This is a genomic window from Planctellipticum variicoloris (genome assembly GCF_030622045.1).
GTDB classification, from domain to species: domain Bacteria; phylum Planctomycetota; class Planctomycetia; order Planctomycetales; family Planctomycetaceae; genus Planctellipticum; species Planctellipticum variicoloris.
Window position 1 is genome coordinate 7,198,680 of record NZ_CP130886.1, and the last position, 19,695, is coordinate 7,218,374.

Annotated in this window: 14 protein-coding genes; 8 read left to right on the forward strand and 6 right to left on the reverse strand. The window is 64.7% G+C overall.

Annotated elements, in window-relative coordinates; genetic code table 11:
• Both SH412_RS28215 and SH412_RS28220 read right to left on the reverse strand, forming a co-directional pair.
• Positions 1 to 1,008 (reverse strand): ThuA domain-containing protein, encoded by a 1,008-nt coding sequence (locus tag SH412_RS28215; RefSeq protein ID WP_336521384.1) that lies wholly within the window; start codon positions 1,006 to 1,008, stop codon positions 1 to 3.
• Between the two features lie 39 nt (positions 1,009 to 1,047).
• Entirely contained in the window at positions 1,048 to 3,117 is a 2,070-nt protein-coding gene (locus SH412_RS28220; RefSeq protein WP_336521385.1) for a thioredoxin-like domain-containing protein, read from the reverse strand.
• A 278-nt stretch (positions 3,118 to 3,395) separates the two neighbouring features.
• On the opposite strand from SH412_RS28220, the gene floA reads away from it, so the two are divergent.
• The 5 genes from floA (at position 3,396) to SH412_RS28245 (ending at position 10,772) form a co-directional block, all read left to right on the forward strand.
• On the forward strand, positions 3,396 to 4,343 hold the full coding sequence (gene floA, locus SH412_RS28225) for a flotillin-like protein FloA (RefSeq protein WP_336521386.1): 948 nt from the start codon (positions 3,396 to 3,398) through the stop codon (positions 4,341 to 4,343).
• A gap of 139 nt (positions 4,344 to 4,482) precedes the next feature.
• Entirely contained in the window at positions 4,483 to 7,542 is a 3,060-nt protein-coding gene (locus SH412_RS28230; RefSeq protein ID WP_336521387.1) for a PVC-type heme-binding CxxCH protein, read from the forward strand.
• Positions 7,543 to 7,598: 56 nt separating this feature from the next.
• Complete coding sequence (locus SH412_RS28235; protein WP_336521388.1) at positions 7,599 to 8,486, forward strand: beta-propeller domain-containing protein; 888 nt, start codon at positions 7,599 to 7,601, stop codon at positions 8,484 to 8,486.
• A 286-nt stretch (positions 8,487 to 8,772) separates the two neighbouring features.
• Positions 8,773 to 10,047, forward strand: coding sequence for an MFS transporter (locus tag SH412_RS28240; protein WP_336521389.1), 1,275 nt, complete (start codon positions 8,773 to 8,775; stop codon positions 10,045 to 10,047).
• Complete coding sequence (locus SH412_RS28245) at positions 10,044 to 10,772, forward strand: pyridoxine 5'-phosphate synthase (RefSeq protein ID WP_336521390.1); 729 nt, start codon at positions 10,044 to 10,046, stop codon at positions 10,770 to 10,772. Before SH412_RS28240 ends, SH412_RS28245 begins: the two co-directional genes overlap by 4 nt.
• A gap of 59 nt (positions 10,773 to 10,831) precedes the next feature.
• On the opposite strand, the gene SH412_RS28250 is transcribed toward SH412_RS28245, so the two are convergent.
• The 4 genes from SH412_RS28250 to SH412_RS28265 all read right to left on the reverse strand — a co-directional run bounded on the left by SH412_RS28250 (position 10,832) and on the right by SH412_RS28265 (position 16,495).
• Positions 10,832 to 12,169: an HD domain-containing protein gene (locus tag SH412_RS28250; RefSeq protein ID WP_336521391.1), complete on the reverse strand. Its 1,338-nt coding sequence runs from the start codon at positions 12,167 to 12,169 to the stop codon at positions 10,832 to 10,834.
• A gap of 240 nt (positions 12,170 to 12,409) precedes the next feature.
• Entirely contained in the window at positions 12,410 to 13,048 is a 639-nt protein-coding gene (locus tag SH412_RS28255) for a nucleoside 2-deoxyribosyltransferase (protein ID WP_336521392.1), read from the reverse strand.
• Between the two features lie 108 nt (positions 13,049 to 13,156).
• Complete coding sequence (locus tag SH412_RS28260) at positions 13,157 to 14,635, reverse strand: DUF1501 domain-containing protein (protein ID WP_336521393.1); 1,479 nt, start codon at positions 14,633 to 14,635, stop codon at positions 13,157 to 13,159.
• Between the two features lie 120 nt (positions 14,636 to 14,755).
• On the reverse strand, positions 14,756 to 16,495 hold the full coding sequence (locus SH412_RS28265; RefSeq protein ID WP_336521394.1) for a cation:proton antiporter: 1,740 nt from the start codon (positions 16,493 to 16,495) through the stop codon (positions 14,756 to 14,758).
• A gap of 200 nt (positions 16,496 to 16,695) precedes the next feature.
• Here SH412_RS28265 and SH412_RS28270 point away from each other — a divergent pair, with 200 nt between their 5' ends.
• From SH412_RS28270 to SH412_RS28280, 3 genes are read left to right on the forward strand one after another with little or no spacing between them, the layout of a single operon-like run.
• A complete protein-coding gene (locus SH412_RS28270) occupies positions 16,696 to 17,265 on the forward strand; it encodes an RNA polymerase sigma factor (protein ID WP_336521395.1) in 570 nt (189 codons plus the stop codon).
• Complete coding sequence (locus SH412_RS28275) at positions 17,262 to 17,612, forward strand: hypothetical protein (RefSeq protein WP_336521396.1); 351 nt, start codon at positions 17,262 to 17,264, stop codon at positions 17,610 to 17,612. Before SH412_RS28270 ends, SH412_RS28275 begins: the two co-directional genes overlap by 4 nt.
• 49 nt (positions 17,613 to 17,661) lie before the next feature.
• Positions 17,662 to 19,320: a hypothetical protein gene (locus tag SH412_RS28280; RefSeq protein ID WP_336521397.1), complete on the forward strand. Its 1,659-nt coding sequence runs from the start codon at positions 17,662 to 17,664 to the stop codon at positions 19,318 to 19,320.
• Positions 19,321 to 19,695 lie beyond the last annotated feature (375 nt).

The following is a 19,695-nucleotide window of genomic DNA, read 5'->3' on the forward strand; positions in this document are numbered from 1 at the left end:
CTAACGGAGCTCGAAGTCCGCCGGCTTGAGGCCCTTCTTGTGACCTCCGAAGCTGAAGTTGGTCGGCTTGTAGTCGCCGACAAGATCGACCTTCGACTTCGCGGGAATCTGTTCCTCCATCCCCAGCCCCCAGTAGCAGGCGTTGACGAGGAGGCGACGGACCCCTTCGCTTTCCAGATCGTTGGCGGCGCCCATCGTAGTCGTAAACGTTCGAGCGGTCTTGCCCGACTGTCCCGTGTACGATTTCGTCCAGGCGACCGGCATCATGGGAGCGTTCTTGGGACCTTCCACCGGCGAGTCGGTCGACTTCATGCCGGACAGGACCTGTCCCAGGACCAGTGTCTGCGCGTCGCCCGGCAGCGGCAGGTTGATGCCGTAGACGTCGGTCGGCCCCCAGATGTCGCCGTCCTTGATGCCGCGCAGGATGGGGTTGTCGGCGGCCCCCGGAGCGATCAGGCCCCGCGTGCTCTCTTTGCCGTGGTGACCGTGATGGCTGACCCAGGTCTCGCCGAGAACCTGCTTGCCGAAGCCGCCGTCCCATGCCTTGCTGTTCCACGAATACTTTCCGTACTTGCGGTCGGCGGGAATGTTGAAACCGTGCGTGGCGGTTCGCATGGCGACGATCGGCCTGCCCGACTCGATGTACTCGACGATCGGCGCCATCTGCTCGTCCGGAAGATTGCGGAACCGCGTGGCGATTACCAACAGGTCGGCGGTCTTGAGGGCTTCGGTCCCCGGAATATTCGTCTGGAAATCGGGCTTGATCTCGCCCGTCGCCGGATCGATGGGAAACAGCACGGTGCACTTGAAGCCGTGCTGGAGCGCCAGGATCTTGCCGAGCTGCGGCAGCGCTTCTTCCGAACGGTACTCGTCGTCCCCGCTCAGAAGCACGATGTGCTTGCCGCGCCCCGGTCCGGACTGCCCCTCGTAGACGACCCACGGATCGGCGGCGAAAGTGACAGACGTCAGCGTCAGCAGAACCGCACAGACAGAAACCGACAATCGCATGTTGCTCGTCCTGGGAGAGAATTCGAACGGTCGCCCGGCTTACTTGCGCGGTGCGGCGGTCAACTTGATGCGGTCCGCGGTTCCCGCCGCGCCGACGCTGATCGGAATGCGATAGTACGCAGTGTCGATCTTGCACAGCCCGCCTACGCCGTCGCGACAGAATGGATAGGTCACGGCCAGATGCAGGACCGCCGATCCCGATTTCGCCGCGAGCGGGATTTCGAGCGTCGCCGCGGCCTCGCCGGCCTTGGCTTCGGTGCGAACATTCAAGCTGTCATCGGAGATGAGCTGCTGTCCGTCGTCGACCGTCAGGCGATAGCTGACCGGCGCGAGCTTGTTGAGTTTGTAGCCTTCGGGAAGCAGAAACTCGACGTCGATCGCCAGCGCGCTGGCGGCTTTGACCGACTGCTCCTCCACCTGCTGCTCGTCGCGGGGCATGCTGGCGGAAGGTTCGCCGGCAGGGGGAGCGGGCGGGGTCAGGCCGGCGATCGGGAGCTCCGCAGCGGCCTTGGTTTTCAGATCGATCAGCACGATGCGATGGTTATTCGTGTCCGCGACATACAGCTTGTCTCCGGCGATCGTCAAACCGGCCGGCTCAGCAAACTGCACGGGATCTAGGCCGCTCCCCGCCTTGCCGGTTCCCAGCCAGGTCTCGACCCGTTTGCTCTTCAGATGGACCTGTCGGATCTTGTGGTTGTAGCTGTCGGCGACAAGCAGATCGCCGTCGTAGTAGGCGATGCCGAGAGGATGCTGCAGCCGGGCTTTGAGCACCGGGCCGTCGATGTCGCCGAACTCGAACAGAGAGCGCCCGTTCGGCAGACCGGAAGTGCCGGCGACGGTCGTGACTGCGCCGTCGGGCCGGTTCAAGTTGTTGACGGCGCGCGTGCTGATCCGGCGGATCGAAGACCCCTCGCTGTCGCATACGTAGAGATAGGCGCCGTCGGTCGCCAGACCGGAGGGTTGGGCGAGTGCGGAGTCCGCCAGGGGGCCGTCGGTGATGTCTTCCTTGCCCGACCCGGCATACGGTTGAATGGACTGGCTGCCGAGTTTGTGCGACCAGATCTGATGCGGACCGGCCATTGCGATGTAGAGGACGCCGTCGATCGGCAGGAGATCCCAGGGACTGTTGAGAGCCGTTTCGAGGAGCGGACCGCCGCCGGCGCGGAAGCTGGCCTGCTGGCCGGTTCCCGCCAGAGTGCTGACCGTCTTCGACTGCAGGTCGATTGTCCGGATGAGGTGGTTTTCGGTGTCGGCGACATACAGCGTGTTGTCGATGAGCGCCATTCCCTGGGGATGGTCGAACCGGGCCTCGGAATAGCCGCCGTCATTGCTGCCGAGGAGGCCGTTGCCGACGACGTCCTGCAGTTTGCCGTCGAGTCCGGCGATGACGATGCGGTTGTGGTTGCTGTCGGAAATGAACAGCCGGCCGCCGGCGGGGTCCGCCAGCACTTTGCCGGGGAATTTCAGGGGTGTGGCGGGGGCGCGATGGCGTTCGAGGTCGAACCGTACCGGGGTTTCGTCGAGAGTGCCCTTTTCTTTGTGAAAGGCCACCAGCTTGCCGATGACGTTGTCGAGGACTTCGCGGTTGCCTTCACCGGAAATGTAGCCGCAGTAATAGCCCTCCGGATCGATCAGCACGAGCGTGGGCCACGAGCGGATTCCATACTTGCGCCAGACGGTCATTTCGGCGTCGTTGATCACCGGGTGTTCGATTTCGTAGCGCAGAATCGCCTTCCGGATGTTTCCGGTTTCTTTTTCGTTGTCGAACTTGGCGGAGTGGACGCCGACCACGACCAGTTCGTTGCCGTATTTCTTCTCCAGGAACTCCAGATCCGGCAGGACGTGCATGCAGTTGATGCAGCAGAAGGTCCAGAAGTCGAGCAGCACGACCTTGCCCCGAAGGTCCCGCAGGTTGATCGGTCCCGCCGTGTTGAGCCATTCCACGCCGCCGTCCAGATCGACGGCCTTCACGCGGTTCGGAAATGGGTTTTTGGCGTCGACTTCGGCCTCTCCATCCTGAGCGAACAGTGTCGTCGGACAGGCGAGCAGAGCGAGCAGAAGACTGAATGTCAGGAGCTGACGGAAAAGGCCGGAATTCGAGCGGGGCATGGCAGCGGACTCCCGGAAAGATCGCTGGTGGGAAAATCTGGCAGGGACGATGGCTGACGGAATTCCGACAATCGGCCCGGAAACCGCACCCGTCAATCGTATCAGAGAGGCGACATGGTTCCAATATGCGATGGGAATTCTCGCCGATCTGCGCAATCCGACCGGCGGGCGAATTCGTAGCCGTCGCCGCGAGACCGGCTGGTTTGGCGGCGTGCGCGGCCTTAGAATGCGGCGCGTCCGATTCTCATTCGAAACCGCACCCGGAGGCGTTATCCGCAATGGATCCGAAAGACATTTTCAGAATCGTGATGATCGTGATCAGCATCCTCGCGGGGCTGGTCGTGTTTGTCTCCATTGCGGTCTTCCTGGCCTTTTTCAAACTGTGGCTGCGGGCATTCGTCACCCGTGCCCGGATCGGTCCGTTCGCGCTGCTGTTCATGTGGCTGCGGAAAGTGAGCCCGACCGCGATCGTCGACGCCAAGATCATGTCGGTCCAGGCGGGACTGCGCGAGATCACGACCGACCGCCTGGAAGCGCATTACCTCGCCGGCGGCGACGTCCCCCGCGTTGTGCGGGCCATGATTGTCGCCCACCGCGCCAAGATTAAGCTCGACTGGAACACCGCGTCGGCGATCGACCTCGCCGGACGCAACGTGCTCGAAGCCGTGCAGACCAGCGTCGAGCCAAAGGTCATCGACTGCCCGGACCGCAGTACCGGGCGGAATACTCTCGACGGCGTGGCGAAGGACGGGATTCAGCTCAAAGCCCGCGCCCGCGTCACCGTGCGGACGAATCTCGAGCAGCTCATCGGCGGGGCCACTGAGGAAACCGTCATTGCGCGTGTCGGCGAAGGGATCGTGTCGGCGATCGGCTCGTGCGCGTCGCACAAGGACGTGCTGGCCAATCCCATGCTGATCGCCAAGACCGTGCTCAACAAGGGGCTCAACTCGCAGACCGCGTATGAGATTGTCTCGATCGATATCGCCGATATCGATGTCGGCGACAACATCGGCGCCCGTTTGCAGGCCGATCAGGCCGAGGCGGATATGCGGATCGCCCGGGCGAAGGCCGAAGAGCGTCGGGCCAGGGCGGTCGCCAACGAGCAGCAGATGAAGGCGCTCACCGTCGAGAACCAGGCCAAGGTGGTCCTCGCCGAGGCTGAAATTCCGCAGGCGATGGCGGCGGCTTACCGCGGCGGATTCCTGCGTGCCGAGAAGCGGGCGTAAAGGCCGGGTCTCGGGCATCGGGATTCGGGTCTCGCAGAAAAGAGCGGCGGTGATGCTGCTCTTTTCTGCATTCGATGGCTGCCGATGCGTGTGGTTCGACTCTACTTGATATTTCCCAGATTTGCTCCAGGGATGCCTCATGCTTCGCTTGCGCTGGTTGCTGCTGGTGGCGTTGCTCGTCTGCCGGGTTGCGTTCGTTTCGGCTCAGAATCCGCAGCTCGTGGCTGAGACGGAGCCGCTCACCGCGGCGGAGCAGCAGAAGCGGTTTCATCTGCCGCCCGGGTTTATCATCGAGCTGGTAGCGGCCGAACCGGATGTGCGCAAGCCGATGAACCTGAAGTTCGACGCGGCAGGGCGGCTGTTCTTCACCCAGTCGGTGGAGTACCCGTGGCCGGTCGCCGCGAACCGCCGGGGGCAGGACATGATCCGGGTCATGACCGACACCAACGGCGACGGCATGCCGGACAAGACGGAGGTCTTCGCCGATGGACTCAACATCCCGATCGGGATTACGCCGGTTTACGGCGGGGTCCTCGGCTTCAGCATTCCGACGCTGAACTTCTTCCCCGATCCGGAGGGGGAGCTGTGGGCGAATTCCCGCGAGGAGTTCTACGGGAACTTCGGTTTCCGCGACACGCACGGCATGTGCAGCTCGCTCAACTGGTGGATCGACGGCTGGGTCTACGGCTGCCACGGTTTTTCCAACGAGTCGACCGTCAAGGGGCAGGACGGCCAGCCGATCCTCATGTCCTCGGGAAACACGTACCGGCTCCGTCCGGACGGTTCGCACATCGAATACTACAGTCACGGACAGGTGAATCCGTTCGGCATGTGTCTCGATCCGCTGGGGAACGTCTACACGTCGGATTGCCACACGCGACCGGCGTACCTGCTGGTGCGCGGCGCCTGGTATCCGATGTTCGGCCGGCCGCACGACGGGCTGGGCTTCGGTCCCGAGCTGATGCAGCACGCCCACGGTTCGACCGGCATCGCCGGCGTCGTGTACTACGCGGCAGAGCAGTTTCCCGAGGAGTATCGCGACAACCTGTTCATCGGCAATCCGGTTACCGGACGGATCAATCGCGACACCCTGGAGTGGACCGGGTCGACGGCGAAGGCGATCGAGCAGCCGGATTTCCTGACGTGCGACGACCAGTGGTTCCGTCCGGTCGATATTCAGCTCGGACCCGACGGGGCGCTGTATGTCGCCGATTTTTACAACCGGATCATCGGACATTACGAAGTCCCCCTGCTGCATCCGGGGCGGGATCGCGAACGGGGCCGGATCTGGCGGATCCGCTATGTGGGAACCGATCCGAACAATCCCGCAAAGATCGACGTGCCGCCGGACCTGACGAAGGCGACGCAGGCCGGACTGATTGCCGCCCTCGGTTCGCACACGCTGCCGATCCGGGTGCAGGCGACGCATCAGCTCGTGCACCGATTTGGCGCCGCCGCGCTGCCGGAGATGGCGACGCTGGCCACGAACCCGTCGGCTTCTCCGTGGCAGCGCGTGCATGCCTTGTGGGTCGTGCAGCGTCTGGGGGGCCTCGACGAGGCTCTGGCGCGAAAGATCGCCGGTGATCCCGATCGGGCCGTGCGGGTGCATCTGGTTAAGGCGCTGGGGGAACAGGTTCCCTGGACGGAAGCGCGTGCGCCGCTGCGGGGGATTGTCGAAGAGCATCTGCTGAGCGACGCCGATCCGTTCGTGCGACGGGCGGCGGCGGAGTCGCTCGGCAAGGGCCTGGCGACTGAGTCGGTCCCGGCGCTGATCGCCGCGTGGAAGGGGGCCGATCCGGCGGATGCGCTGCTGGTTCATACGATTCGGGTCTCGTTGCGGGACGTCTTGCGGGCGCATCCGACCGAGCTGCCGAAGTGGGCGGCGGGGGATCGCGTGGCGGTCGCCGATCTGCCGCGGATTTCGGAAGTCTGCCTGGCGATTCCACAGCCTGAGGCCGGGCTGTTTCTGTTCGAACAGGCCCGACGGACCCCCTGGCCGGCAGGGCAGGCGCAGGATTACGTGCAGCATGCGGTGCGACACATTCCGGTCGAGCAGTTGCCGGCGCTGGAACGGCTGTTGGCAGAGCAGTACCGCGGTCAGTCGGACGAACTGCAGTTGCGGGTGCTGCGGGCCGCTCAGCGAGGTACGCAGGAGCGGGGCGGGAAACGCTCTCCGCTGCTGGAAGACTGGGCCGAAGGCCTGGCCGCCCGCTTGATCGCCAGCGACAACGAGGACACCCGGCGGGCGGGAATTGACGCCGTACGAGATTTGCGGCTGGCGAAGGCCGCGACGGAGTTGCCGGCGCTGCTCGCGACAGACGCGAAGTTTGGGGGACTGAAGCCTGGCGTGCTCGATGCGTTGGCGGCGGTCGGGCATCCGGACGTTGTGGCGCTGGCGACCGGAGTTATCGACGGATCACGCGATCCGGGACTGCAGCAGCATGCCGCGCAGGTGCTGAGTGGGATGAACCGGGAAGACAGCCGCAGCATTCTGCTCGACCGGCTGAAGACGGCGCCGCAGTCCCTGGCGCTGGCGATCGCCCGCGGATTGGCCGTGAGTCAGTCGGGAGGGAATGCGCTGCTGGCGGCCATGGAGCAGGGGCGGGCGTCGCCGCGATTGCTGCAGGACAAGACCATCGAAGAACGTCTGCGGGCGGCGCGAATCGGAGGGCTCGATGAACGGCGGAACAAGCTGCTGGAAGGTCTGCCGGCTGAGGATGAGCGGGTCGCCGAACTGACGAAGACCAGGCGGGGCGGTTTCCAGCAGGCGCAGCCCAGCATCGAGAACGGCCGGGCGATGTACAAGCAGCATTGTGCTGCCTGTCACCGCGTCGGCAATGAGGGGGGCAAGGTCGGACCGGAGCTGGATGGAGTCGGGCTGCGGGGGCTGGACCGGCTGCTGGAAGATACGCTCGATCCGAGCCGGAACGTCGATCAGGCCTTCCGGACGACCGTCGTAGCGATGGACGACGGCAAAGTGATCACAGGACTGGCGCTGCGCGAAGAAGGCCAGGTGCTGGTCATCGCGGACGAACAGGGCCGCGAGATCCAGTTGCCGCTGCAGGAGATCGACGAGCGGAAACTGGTGAAGCTGTCGCCGATGCCGGCGAACGTCGTCGAAAAACTGACCGAAGCCCAGTACTACGATCTACTGGCATTTCTGCTGACGCAGAAGGTGGCCAAGCCAGCCAAAGAGTAGTGGCCGCTCGACCGCTGTCTGACTTTGAACTCGTCTTCATTCCTTGAGATGCCACCATGATCGTTCGTCTGCTTGCGCTGCTGCCGTTGTGTCTGGTTTCGCTGTCAGCGGTTTGGGCCGACCATCCCACGCAGACGGGGACGCCCCGGCGGGTGCTGGCGGCGGACTACCAGAAAAAGCGGATCGCGCTGGTGAACGCGGACAACTCCGTCGCGTGGGAACGGCCGATCCGGGACGTCCACGACCTGCACGTCCTGGCCGACGGTAATGTCCTGTTTCAGACGACGTTTCAGGACGTCGTCGAAGTCGATCCGCAAGGCAAGGTCGTCTGGAAGTACGACGCGAAGCCGGCTGCCGGCGAACGGGTGGAGATCCATGCGTTTCAGCGGCTGCCGAACGGCTCGACGATGATCGTCGAGAGCGGTCGCGGGCGGATTATTGAAGTCGATGCACAGGGAAAGATCCTCAAAACGGTGGCGCTGAAACGGCAACATCCCGATGCGCACCGCGATACGCGGCTGGTCCGGAAGCTGTCGAACGGTCACTACCTGGCGGCCCAGGAGGGGGACCTGGCGGTCCGCGAGTACGACGGCGACGGCAAGGTCGTCTGGGAGTATGCCGCCGGTAAGCGGCTCTACTCGGCGATCCGCCTGGAGAACGGCAATACGTTGCTCGGAATGGGGGACGGCCACAGTGTGATCGAGGTCGACCCGGCGGGGAAGACGGTCTGGTCGATCGGCGAGCAGGAGTTGCCGGGGATTCAGCTCGCGTGGATCACGATGGTCGAGCGCCTGAAGAACGGCAACACGCTGATCGTCAACTGCCATGCGGGCCCGGAGAATCCGCAGCTTCTCGAAGTAACGCCCGACAAGAAAGTCGTCTGGACGTTCAAGGACTTCGAGCGCTTCGGAAACTCCCTGCCGGTGGCCCGCGTGCTGGATTGAAGATCTCTCACGGAGGTGAGAGGATTTCACGCGACGACGCCACGAAGAACTGACCTTCGGTCAATATGTTCGCAGCGTCTTCCGACTCGCGGCATCTTCTTTCGACATTCCGCCTTCGACATTCGAGATTTCCTCCCCCGGTCATCTCCACGTCCTCCGAGCCTCCGCGGTGAATCCTTTTTCTTCTCTCGCCCGGCGAGCTTGCGGCGACGGCGGCGTTTGCGGAAGCTGTTTCCGCTGTTGAAATTGTGAATCGCGCGAACCTCCTGCCAGAGCCCCGCCTCCCATGTCGTCCCGCCGCAGTCCGCTGCTGATTATCTTCTTCACCGTGTTCATCGATCTGCTGGGGTTCGGCATCGTCCTGCCTCTCCTGCCGCGGTACGGGCTGCACTTCGAGGCCGACAAGCTGACGCTCGGATTTCTGATGGCGTCGTTCTCGGCGATGCAGTTTCTGTTCGCGCCGCTGTGGGGCCGGTGGTCGGATCGCGTCGGCCGGCGGCCGGTGCTGCTGATCGGGCTGTTCGGCTCGACGCTGTTCTATTTCCTGTTTGCGGTTGTGACGCAGCGGGGGAATCTGGGGCCGATCTTCGGACTCAGCCCCGTCTTCTGGCTGTTCGTGACGCGGATCGGAGCAGGCATCGCCGGGGCGACGATTCCCACCGCTCAGGCCTATATCGCCGACGTGACCGACGCGAAGAGCCGGGGGAAGGGGATGGCGCTGATCGGGGCGGCGTTCGGCATCGGCTTCACCTTCGGTCCGCTGATCGGGGCGGCGTTTGTGCGTGCCGACAAACTCGACGCACCGAGCGCAGCGCCGGGTTATGTCGCGGCTGCGCTGTCGGGCGTCGCTTTTCTCTGGGCGCTGACGATGCTGCCCGAGTCCCTCAAGAGGGGCGTGGCCCCCGCTCCGGGGCGGAAGTGGTTCGACGTCAGCTCGCTGCGACGTGCCGTCGGCCTGCCGTACGTCGGCTGGGTGCTGGCCTCGATCTTTCTGACGACGTTCGCGTTTGCTCAGTTCGAAAGCACGCTGTCGCTGCTGACGGAGGACCGGGGCATCAGCGACCGGGGCAACTTCCTGGTGTTTGCCTACATCGGGTTCATTCTCACGCTGGCCCAGGGGTTTCTCGTCCGCCGGCTCCTGCCGAAACTTGGCGAGTTCCGGATGGCGACGATCGGCGTCGCGCTGATGTCATGCGGACTGCTGGGAATTGGGGCCGCGACGCTGCCGGAGAATCGCACGGTGTCGCTGGCGCTGCTGTTCTGCGTGCTCCCCGTGTGCGTCGTCGGGTTTTCCGCCACGACGCCGTCGCTGCAGTCGCTGCTGTCGCTCAACAGCGCCAGCGACGAACAAGGGGGGATTCTGGGAGTCGGTCAGAGCATTTCGTCGCTGGCCCGGATTCTGGGCCCGATCGCCGGGCTGGGGCTGCAGAAGTGGACCGTGGCGATGCCGTACTGGTTCGGGGCGGGCTTGATGGCGGCGGCGGCACTGCTCATCCTGACGTTGCGCGGCGCCCGGCAGGGGCACGCGGCTCACGGGACAGCGACGGAACCGACGGTATGACTCAGCTCAGCGTGAACCTCAATAAGATCGCCCTGATCCGGAACAGCCGGGGTTCGGGGATTCCAAGCGTCACTCGGGCGGCGACCACCTGCCTGCAGGCGGGGGCGGACGGCATCACCGTCCACCCGCGGCCGGACGAACGGCACATCCGCCGGTCCGACGTGCACGAACTGAAGGCGATGCTCGACGTCGAGTTCAACATCGAGGGAAACCCGCTCGAACCGACCTTCATGGAACTGGTCCGGACGGTGAAGCCGACGCAATGCACTCTGGTGCCGGACGCCCGCGATCAGTTGACCTCGGACCACGGCTGGCAGTTGCCGGCCGACAACGACCGCCTGCGACCGCTGATCGCGGAGCTGTCGGGCCTCGGCATCCGCGTGAGCCTGTTCATGGACCCGGTCCCGGAGCAGATGGCGCTGGCCCGCGCACTGGGGGCCGATCGCATCGAGCTTTACACCGGTCCGTACGCGGAGGAATTTGCCGCCGGGCACGGGGCCGAGTCGATTGCCCGCTACGCTGCGGCGGCCCGTGCGGCGCTGGAGGCGGGTCTGGGACTCAATGCCGGACACGACCTGAGCCTCGACAATCTCGGCCCGTTTCTGGAGGGCGTGCCGGGGATTCTGGAAGTCTCGATCGGGCATGCGCTGATTGCGGATGCGCTGGAGCTGGGGCTGCCGGAGACGGTGCGGCGGTATGCCGCGATCTGTCACGCGGGGCGTTGAGCGTCGAGCGTTGAGGAAGAATTGAAGAGCACAGTCAGGAATGTCTGTGCCACCTGAATTCACGTCGAGCAGGCGGCGGCTTCCAGTTCCCGCACAAACTCGTCGTAGCGGTCTTTGAGGATCCGGGCGAGGTCGGGCTCGGCGAAGACGCGGACACGTTTGACGAAGTCGTCGAACTGCGTGCGGGCAAGGGCGTCGACGACCGGCGAGACCTGGCCCAGCGGACGATAGACGCGGGCTTTGGGATCGTAGATCTCGACCCGGAATTCGACTTCCTTGTGGACCGGCGGCGCGTCGATCAGAACGTCGGTCGCCGCCAGCGTCCGGCCGGTCAGGCGTTCGAGGGCCGACAGCAGTTGCAGACCGACTTCGACGGTCTCCGCATACGGGCGGCCGGCGAGTGCCCGATACAGCTCCGGCGACTGGTCGGCGGTGAACTCAATGACCCGCTTGTGAAGCCGGCGTTTTGCTCCGAACAGACCTTCGAGCAGCGGGGCAACCGGCGTCCCCACGGCCTGCCTCTGCAGTTCGCGGATGACGTCGTATTCGGTCAGGCGGAACAGGGACTGCAGGTCGAGCTGGCGATGCAGCTCATAAAAACTGCGGGCGAACATGCAGGTCGCCGAGCGGACCGCGTGGTGCCAGTAGACCTCGCTGAACATCACGTAGCGGGCGAAGACCATCAGTTCCGCGGCGGTTTTTCCCTTGGCGCTGATCGCCAGGCCGTCGCCCGCCTCGTTCACCAGCAGGGACTGGATCAGCCGGCTGCGGTCGAAATTGCGTCCGTAGGGAACTCCGGCGTGCAGGCTGTCCCGTTCGAGGTAGTCCATCTTGTCGATGTCGATCGGCCCGGAGAGGATCGAGCGCATCAGGCGCAGGGCCGGGCTGTCGGTCTTCGGAGTGAGGACGTCGAGGACTTCGTCCGCGCGGATGTTCCAGTGCTGTTCCAGGGCCGCGGCCAGCTCGCTGCCGGGGCCGAGAAACTCGGCGGCGAAGGCCTCGTGCGGCGGCAGCTCCGCCAGCCCCATGTCTTCGATGGGATGGCAGAAGGGCCAGTGCCCAAGGTCGTGCAGCAACGCTGCGACCATCAGCACTTCGGCCTGGTGGGTGTCGACGACCTGGCTGAAGCGGGGATCTTTGCCGAGCTGCCAGAGATACCGCAGCGCGTTGTGGAAGACGCCGAGCGCGTGCTCGAACCGCGTGTGCGTGGCGCCGGGATAGACGCGGTCGGCAAGGCCGAGCTGGGTGATATGCCGGAGACGCTGGAATTCGACGGTATCGACGATGGCCCGCACCCGCGGCGTGAACGGCACATCGAGCTGCATGGGAATGCGGACGAGAGGCCCGCCCACCTGCAGGTCTGAAAGTTCGGGGATCTCGGCGTAGGGGTGGAGCATGGGGGGAGGGCCAAGTGCCGAGTGACGAGTGCCAAGAGTCAAGTGCCGGACGGGCGTGCGGACTTCGAAAGGCTATTCGTTTCTAGGTGGAAATGTCGAATGTCGAAGGCGGAATGTCGAAAGGAAGAGGTCACCTGTCGGCGATGTCCGCATCGCGGACTCCACTCACTCATCACCGACCACTCCTCACTTCTTCGTCTTGTCTGCGATACCCGAATCCCGAGACCCGATACCCGCTCTTCAGGTTGGCGCAAACAGCCGCGTCACGCAATCCGCGAGGATCTCGTTCTCGCAGTACGCGCCGGTGCTCGTCATCGTTTCCCAGAGGGCGGCGCCGGCGTCGACGGCTCGCTGCAGGCGCGGCGGCAGGCGGTTTGGATTGATTTCCGGGGGGGGCTGGCTGGCGATTTCGCGGGCCAGCGCCGCCGGGATGTCGTCGATGGCGTCGACCGTCGTGAAATCGACGAGGCCCACCAGCAAGGGGTTATACCGGCCGGCGATCAGCGAGCGGACGTCGTCCTTGTAGGCGACGGTCGGCTTGCCCAGCGTCCAGGCGATGGCGGCTTCAGAGACGGCTCCTTCGTCGGGAACCCGGCCGTTGAGGTTCCAGACCAGCGCGTCGCAGTCGACCACGACCTGATGGACGTCGAGGGCGAAGATCGCTTCGTGCAAAAACTGCCCGGCAACCGAGTGTTCCCAGCCCCGGTCGAGGAGGACATCAAGGACCAGCCGGAACTCCATCCCGTCGCGATGGGGCAGGTAAACGTCATAGCGGGCCGCTACGAGACCCTCGGCGATGGCGGTCATCTCGTCGCGCTCGGCCTGATTGAACAGCGGCCCCGCGCAATAGACTTTGAGACCTCGACCCGCGTCCGTCACGACTCCCTCCTGGATGTCCCGGCAATGATGGCTGCCGCAGGACGGCCCTGCAGCGGTGGGAGAGTATAGCGGGTGAAGCCGCGGGGAAGAACGGAGGGTGCATCGCGATCAGCCCAGCAATTCGGGCCGGACTTTCCCATCCCCCGCAATCGGATGCGGTCGACCCAGCGCGTCGGGGACCGTCGTCGTCTCCGCATAGCCCAGCAGGTGATACGCCGTCGCCTGCATGTCCTTGGGAGAGATCGGCGTTTCGGTCACGTCCCCGGCGATGGCATCGGTCTGGCCGACGACCCGGCCGCGGGCCATGCCCCCTCCCGCAAAGACCGACGAATAGGCTCGCGACCAGTGATGGCGGGCGCCTCCCTTGGGCTTCGAATCGATCTGGGGCGTCCGGCCGTGCTCGCTGGTGCAGAGGACCAGCGTCTCGTCGAGCATCCCGCGGTCGTCGAGATCGCCGATCAGGGCCGAATAGCTCTGATCGAAGACGGGCAACAGATAGTTCTTGAGGCGGGGGAAATGGTTCGAGTGGGTATCCCACACCGACGCACCATGCGGACCGAACGGGTCCCAGAAAACGGAGACGAATTTCGCTCCCGCTTCGACCAGCCGGCGGGCGGCGAGACACGACTGGCCGAACAGCGTCATGCCGTAGCGCTCGCGCAGGGCGGGGGATTCGCGGTCGACATCGAGAGCCGTGCGGATGCGGTTCGAACCGATCAATGACAGCGCGCGTTCGCGGTGCATGTCGTAGCCCGTCACCGCCGCGGCCCGATCGAGCTGCGGGCGGGCGGCGTCGAACTGCTGCAGCAGATGGACGCGGGCGTCGAAGCGGCTGGTGGAAAGTTCCGCCGGCAACTGGCAGCCGGGAGCGAGCTGGAAGCGGTCGGTCGACGTGATCCCGGCATGAGGATCGCGGACCTGCTCGGTCTGGCTGTCGGCGTTCAGAGCGGGGACGACGACCGTCCCCTGACCGGTGAAGTCGGTCCAGAACGGATCGTAGCCGTCGCCGAGGAAGGCCGAGTAGGGCCCGGCCTGCGTCGGGGAGCTGCCGCGGGCGCAGAACCGCCAGGGGAGCCCGATGTTCCGGGGGAGCGTCGGCGCCGGTCCCGACCGGCGGGCTTCCAGGTAGTCGACGATCGAGCCCATGAAGGGCCAGTGTTCGGGGGCGCGGGGATTGGTTTCCAGCGGAATGCTGTAGGTCGGCATCCCCGTCATCACGTAGGCGCAGCAGTGAATCGGATAGTCGTGGGTCATCGAGCGGACGACCGTCAGCCGGTCGGCGATGCGGGCGATCTGCGGCAGGCCTTCGCCGATCTGCAGACCGGGGACGGCAGTGTCGATGGCCCCCATTTCGCCCTGGATTTCCGACGGAGCGAGGGGCTTGGGATCGAACGTTTCGTGCTGAGGGGGCGAACCGAAGAGAAAAACGAAGATGCAGGCTTTGGCCTGCGGCCGGCCGCCGGCGACATCCGCTCGCAGAGCGCCGTCGAGACCGAGTCCCAGCGCGCCGACGCCGCCGATGTGCAGCAGGTCGCGGCGGGTGATGCCGGTGCAGAGACGTTTCGCCGAGCCATTCAGCCGAAGCATTGCCGATCCTCCGGGGGAAGATTGTCCCAGATGGAGCAGCCGGATGCCAGAGGGAAGGCCGGGAGCGGCGGGCAGTTCAATATCCGGATGCAGTTCATTTTCTGGACATGGCGTCGGCGCTCAACCAAACAGCTCCTCCCGCACGCGCTGCCGCTCGCGGTCGATCTGTTCGGGAATTGCTCCCAAGTCGCGCAGAATGGACTCAGTCATCGCCAGGGCCACTTCTCCTTCTCCCGAAAAGACCCGGTCCGCCCCCGCGGCGATCAGCTCGTCGTTTTCACGGAGATAGGCCGTCCGCACCAGGACGCGGAGCCGCGGTCTCAGCTCGTGAGCGAGGCGGATGATCTCGCGCGCGTTCGCCAGCCCCGACGCGCTCAGGATCAGAGTGCTGGCCTGCTGGATGCCGGCCGCGCGCAGCGTCTCCGGGTGCCCGGCGTCGCCATACACCGCCTCAATCCCCTGCATTCGCAACCGTTTGACGGTCTCCAGATTCATCTCGATGACCGACGCCTCGACGCCGTTGCTCTTCAGCAGCCGGCAGACCGTCTGGCCGACGGGGCCATAACCGACGACAACGGCACGTGCCGGCCGCGCCCCTTCGGTGCCCGGTTCGACAGCGGTCGCCGATTCCGGCCCAGCGATCAGGGCCGATTTTTGAGCCCAGCGAGTCAGACGAGGATTTCTGGCGCACCAGGCGTTCAACGGGTCGACCACGCGGTAGAGCAGCGGATTGAGCGAGATGGAGACGATCGCTGTGGCAACCACCGCATTCGAAATTTCCAGGGGGATGATTTCGAGATGTCTACCAAGCGCCGCCAGAATGAACGAGAACTCGCCGACTTGCGCGAGGGCCGCTGAGACGCCGAAGGCGACACGCGTGGGATAGCCCAGCGCGAGAACGATCACGACGGCGGCGAGAGGCTTGCCGACCATGACGATGAGCAGCGTGGCGAGGATCAGGACAGGGGACTGCACCAGAATCGTCGGCTCGAACAGCATGCCGACGGAAACGAAAAAGAGCACCGCGAACGCGTCGCGCATCGGGAGCGCTTCGGTCGCCGCCCGCAGACTGAACTCGGAACGTCCGACGACCATTCCCGCCAGAAATGCCCCCAGGGCCATCGAGACGCCGAACAGCTTGGTGGACCCCACCGCAATGCCGAGGGCGACCACGAGCACCGTCAGCGTGAACAGCTCTCGCGACCGCGTGGCGGCAACTTTCGTCAGCAGCCACGGGATCACCTTGCCCCCCAGCAGGAAGACCGAAGCCACCAGTACGGCAATCTTTAACCCCGCCAGGCCGAGCGCCAGGGGCATCCAGAGACCGTCTTCCGCCTGGTGACCGAACAGCGCCGGCAGCACGACCAGGACGACGACCGTAAACAGGTCCTCCACCACCAGCCAGCCGACGGCGATGTGGCCTGTTGGCGTATGCAGATCGTTGTTGTCAGCCAGCACGCGAACGAGCACGACCGTGCTCGCGACGGAAATCGCCAGACCGAAAACCAGCCCCGCGGTCCAGTCCCAGCCCAGGGCGCGGGCGATGACCGCTCCCAGGACGGTGGCGACGAGGCTCTGAAAGACAGCTCCAGGGATCGCGATCCGACGGACTGCCAACAGCTCCTTCAGGTGGAACTGCAGGCCGACCCCGAACATCAGCAGAATCACCCCCACTTCCGCCAGTTGATCGGCGACTTCCCGATTCGCCACAAACCCGGGCGTCGTCGGCCCCACCGCAATCCCGGCGAGCAAGTACCCCACGATCGGAGACAAGCCGAGACGCTGAGTGATGTAGCCCAGGACGAGGGCGGCGCTCAGTCCTCCCGTCAGCGTCAAAATCAGATCCAGATTCGCATGCATCCGAGGTCGCGCTCCTTCGTGTCGAGAATGGGACCGCCCCAAGAGACTCGACTGGCCGCCGCCGGGCAACCCAGTCGGACCTCAAAACTCGCGGTTCGTGCAGAAGCCGTAGCCCGACAACGGGTCAAGCCCCGTTCCGGATCGCAGATTTCGGCAGGGTCGAGTAGACAAATCCGGCCTGCCCTGCGCTCCTTGGAGTTATGAGCGACCCGGACGACGAACGGCGTCTCCTGGACCGGCTGGCCACGGGCGAACCGGAGGCGTTCGCGCAGCTCTACGAACTCTATGGCCCCCGATTGTACGGGACGGCCCTGGGTCTGCTGCGAAATCCGGACGCGGCTGAAGATGCTGTCCAGGACCTGTTGGTGGCACTGGTTCGGTCGCGGTCGGCATTACGGTGTGTGGAAAGCCTGCCAGCCTACCTGTTTTCGTCCCTTTTTCGCCGTGTACACCGGAGTCCCTCAGGACTGCGAATCACTCCAGCCTCGGAATTCGAAGACGCGACCGACCCCCGGCCCGGACCGCCGCTGCTGGCCGCCGGGCAGGAAGACCGTCAACGGCTGGCGGCGGCCGTCCAGTTGCTGCCGGAACCGCAGCAGGAAGTCCTCACACTCAAGGTCGACGGCGAATTGACCTTCACGGAAATCGGTGCGGTGCTGGGGATCAGTCCCAATACGGCCGCGAGCCGGTATCGCTATGCCCTCGAGCGGCTGCGCGAACTGCTGGCCGAAACGCGTCCCACGACGATTGAACCACGGAACGACGCATGATCGAAAACAATGACGACGGACTGGAGCAACAGCTTCAGCGGGACCGTTTGCCGCCACCGGCGAGCCTCCGCAGCCGGGTCCTGAAGGCGGTATCGCACGAGCTGCGGGCGCAACATCGTCAGCGACGCTGGAAGCAAGCCGCTGCCGCTGCCGCCATATTCCTGCTGTGGTGTCACGTTTCGTGGACCGCTGCGCTCGATACCCGCCCCGACGGCCTTTTGCTCACAGCGTCGGAGGTCGAGCGGGAGGCCGTCGGGCTGCGCAACTTGTTGCCGGATCTTCCGGAGGCCGAAGTTCGCCGGATGATCCTGATCCTGTCCGCCGGACAACCGGGCGGTCTCCGCTGAAACCAAGTTCGAGCTGCACTTGTCGAGCCCGCAGAAAGGGACGTGAATCATGGGGTTTCTACTGCTGTGGACCGAAGAGCTGGCACTCTGGCTGTTGCTGGCCGCGCTGTCGCTGGCGCTGGCCAGTCGCGTCCGACGACGCCTGCTGCGCTGGGGAATTCTGCTGATCGGAATTGGTCTCCCGGCGGCCGCAATCACAATCGTCACGCTGCTGTTTGGGGCTCTGGAGTCACAGCCCGGCCTGCAGGTCGGGCTGTTTGTCCCGCTGTTGTTGCTTCTGTTGTTTCTGCTGGCCGGCGAGATCGTTCTGTTGATCTGGGGGCTGCGCCGTCGCGCGGATGCTCCGCCGCGCGCCCTCCACTGGTCGCCGGGAATGCTCAGTCTACTCGCGGCCGGTGCGTTTCTGGCGCATCTGGTTACGCTCTCAACGCTCGATCTGGCTGTCCGTCAGCAGATGGATGTGCTGCGGGCCGAAGCCCGCGTGCAGGCCCAGTCGGTGGCTCCGCTTCCCGTTCAGAACCGCGACAACGCCGCCTTGCTGTATCAGGAGGCCTTCGACGGCGGCCTGCTGGACCCGAAGCCGGCGGCCTACGAAACCTGGCTCAAGGGTTTGTCGGACGACAAAGTGGAGCTTCGACCGGACGACTCCGAGTTTCGCGCATACTTGAAGCAGATTGCGCCGCTGTTGCGGCTGGTTCGCGCGGGAACCAGCCTTCCGGGTTGTGATTTTGGACGAGACTGGAATCGCCCGGCCACCTGGTTGTCCGGAGCGCAGAATCTGCGGGTGCTGGCCCGTGACCTGGCGCTGGAGGCCCGCGCCCGCGCCGCCGATGGCGACGTACGAGGCGCATTGGAGAATGTCCTGGCGATCCACCAACTCGCCGGACACGCTGGCGAGGAGCCGCCAATCATCTCAATGCTCGTCGCCTTTGCCCTGGATGCAATGGCGGCCGAGAGTCTGCAACAGATTCTGTCTCGTGATCCGGTCACTCCGGACGATCTGGCCGTGCTGGCCGACTGGCGGCCGACGCCCGCCACACGACGGCTGCAGCGCGCACTGCGGATGGAAGAAGCCTTCGGGGTGATGACCTTCTGCCAGGTGGCCGACTGGCGCGACATGGATGCCATTCAGGAGCCGCTGGGGCTGAACGGCTGGCCGCCCAATATCAGCCCGGTCTACCGAGTTTTCCTGCTCATCCAGGATCTTGAGATCTACCGCAGATTCATGGTGCGCTGGCAGGAGGCGGCGACGGAGTCGTTTGCGCAGCGCGAGGCGCTGGCGAAGCAGCTTTCCAGCCGGACGACCGCGGGGCCGATGGGGATTATGACGCGGTTGCTGCTGCCGGCGCTGGGGCACGTGCACCAGGCGGCCAGTCGGAACGAAGCCCATCAACGGCTGTGCCTCGCCGCTCTGGCGTGTCATCGGTATCGCCTGCGTCACGGCGAGTTTCCCGCCACTTTGGAATCGCTGCTGGAGGATCCCTCGTTTTATGTGCCGCGGGATCCGTATGACGGGCGGCCGTTGCGGATGGCACGCCAAGGGAAGTCACTGGTTCTCTACTGCATCGGTCCCGACCAGCAGGACAACTTTGGAACGCCGGTTGATGAAACTGGCTTGGGGCCAGGAGATCTCGTCTTCCGGCTGCGGGATCCGGCAGACATCACCGCAAACGGCGAACTTCCGGCAGATGCAGACCGTCCTGAATGACACCGAAGACGGAAGAGCTTCGGCTGCCTGACGGGGAGATTGATCGATTTCGCGACAATCCGGAATGGCGGAAGCGACGAATTCCCGGAAACCAAGTGTCCTTTGTGAGCCATTTCACGGAATCTTGAGCGAATCTTTGGCGATTTCACGCGGAGGGGAATTGGCAGGGCATGCCGGCGGATCGAGCCAGTCGGGATGGGACTTTGGATTCTTAACACTTGTATCCATAAGCAGTTGCGGTTGATTCTCGGGGAAATCGGTGTTTTTCAGGTCCTTGACCGACGTTCTCTGTGGTGTAGAATCCCAGCCGCGGCAGAGAGGTGCCCACGCACTCCGCCGCCTGCTTCAGACCTGCTAGAAGTCAACCCTGTATCA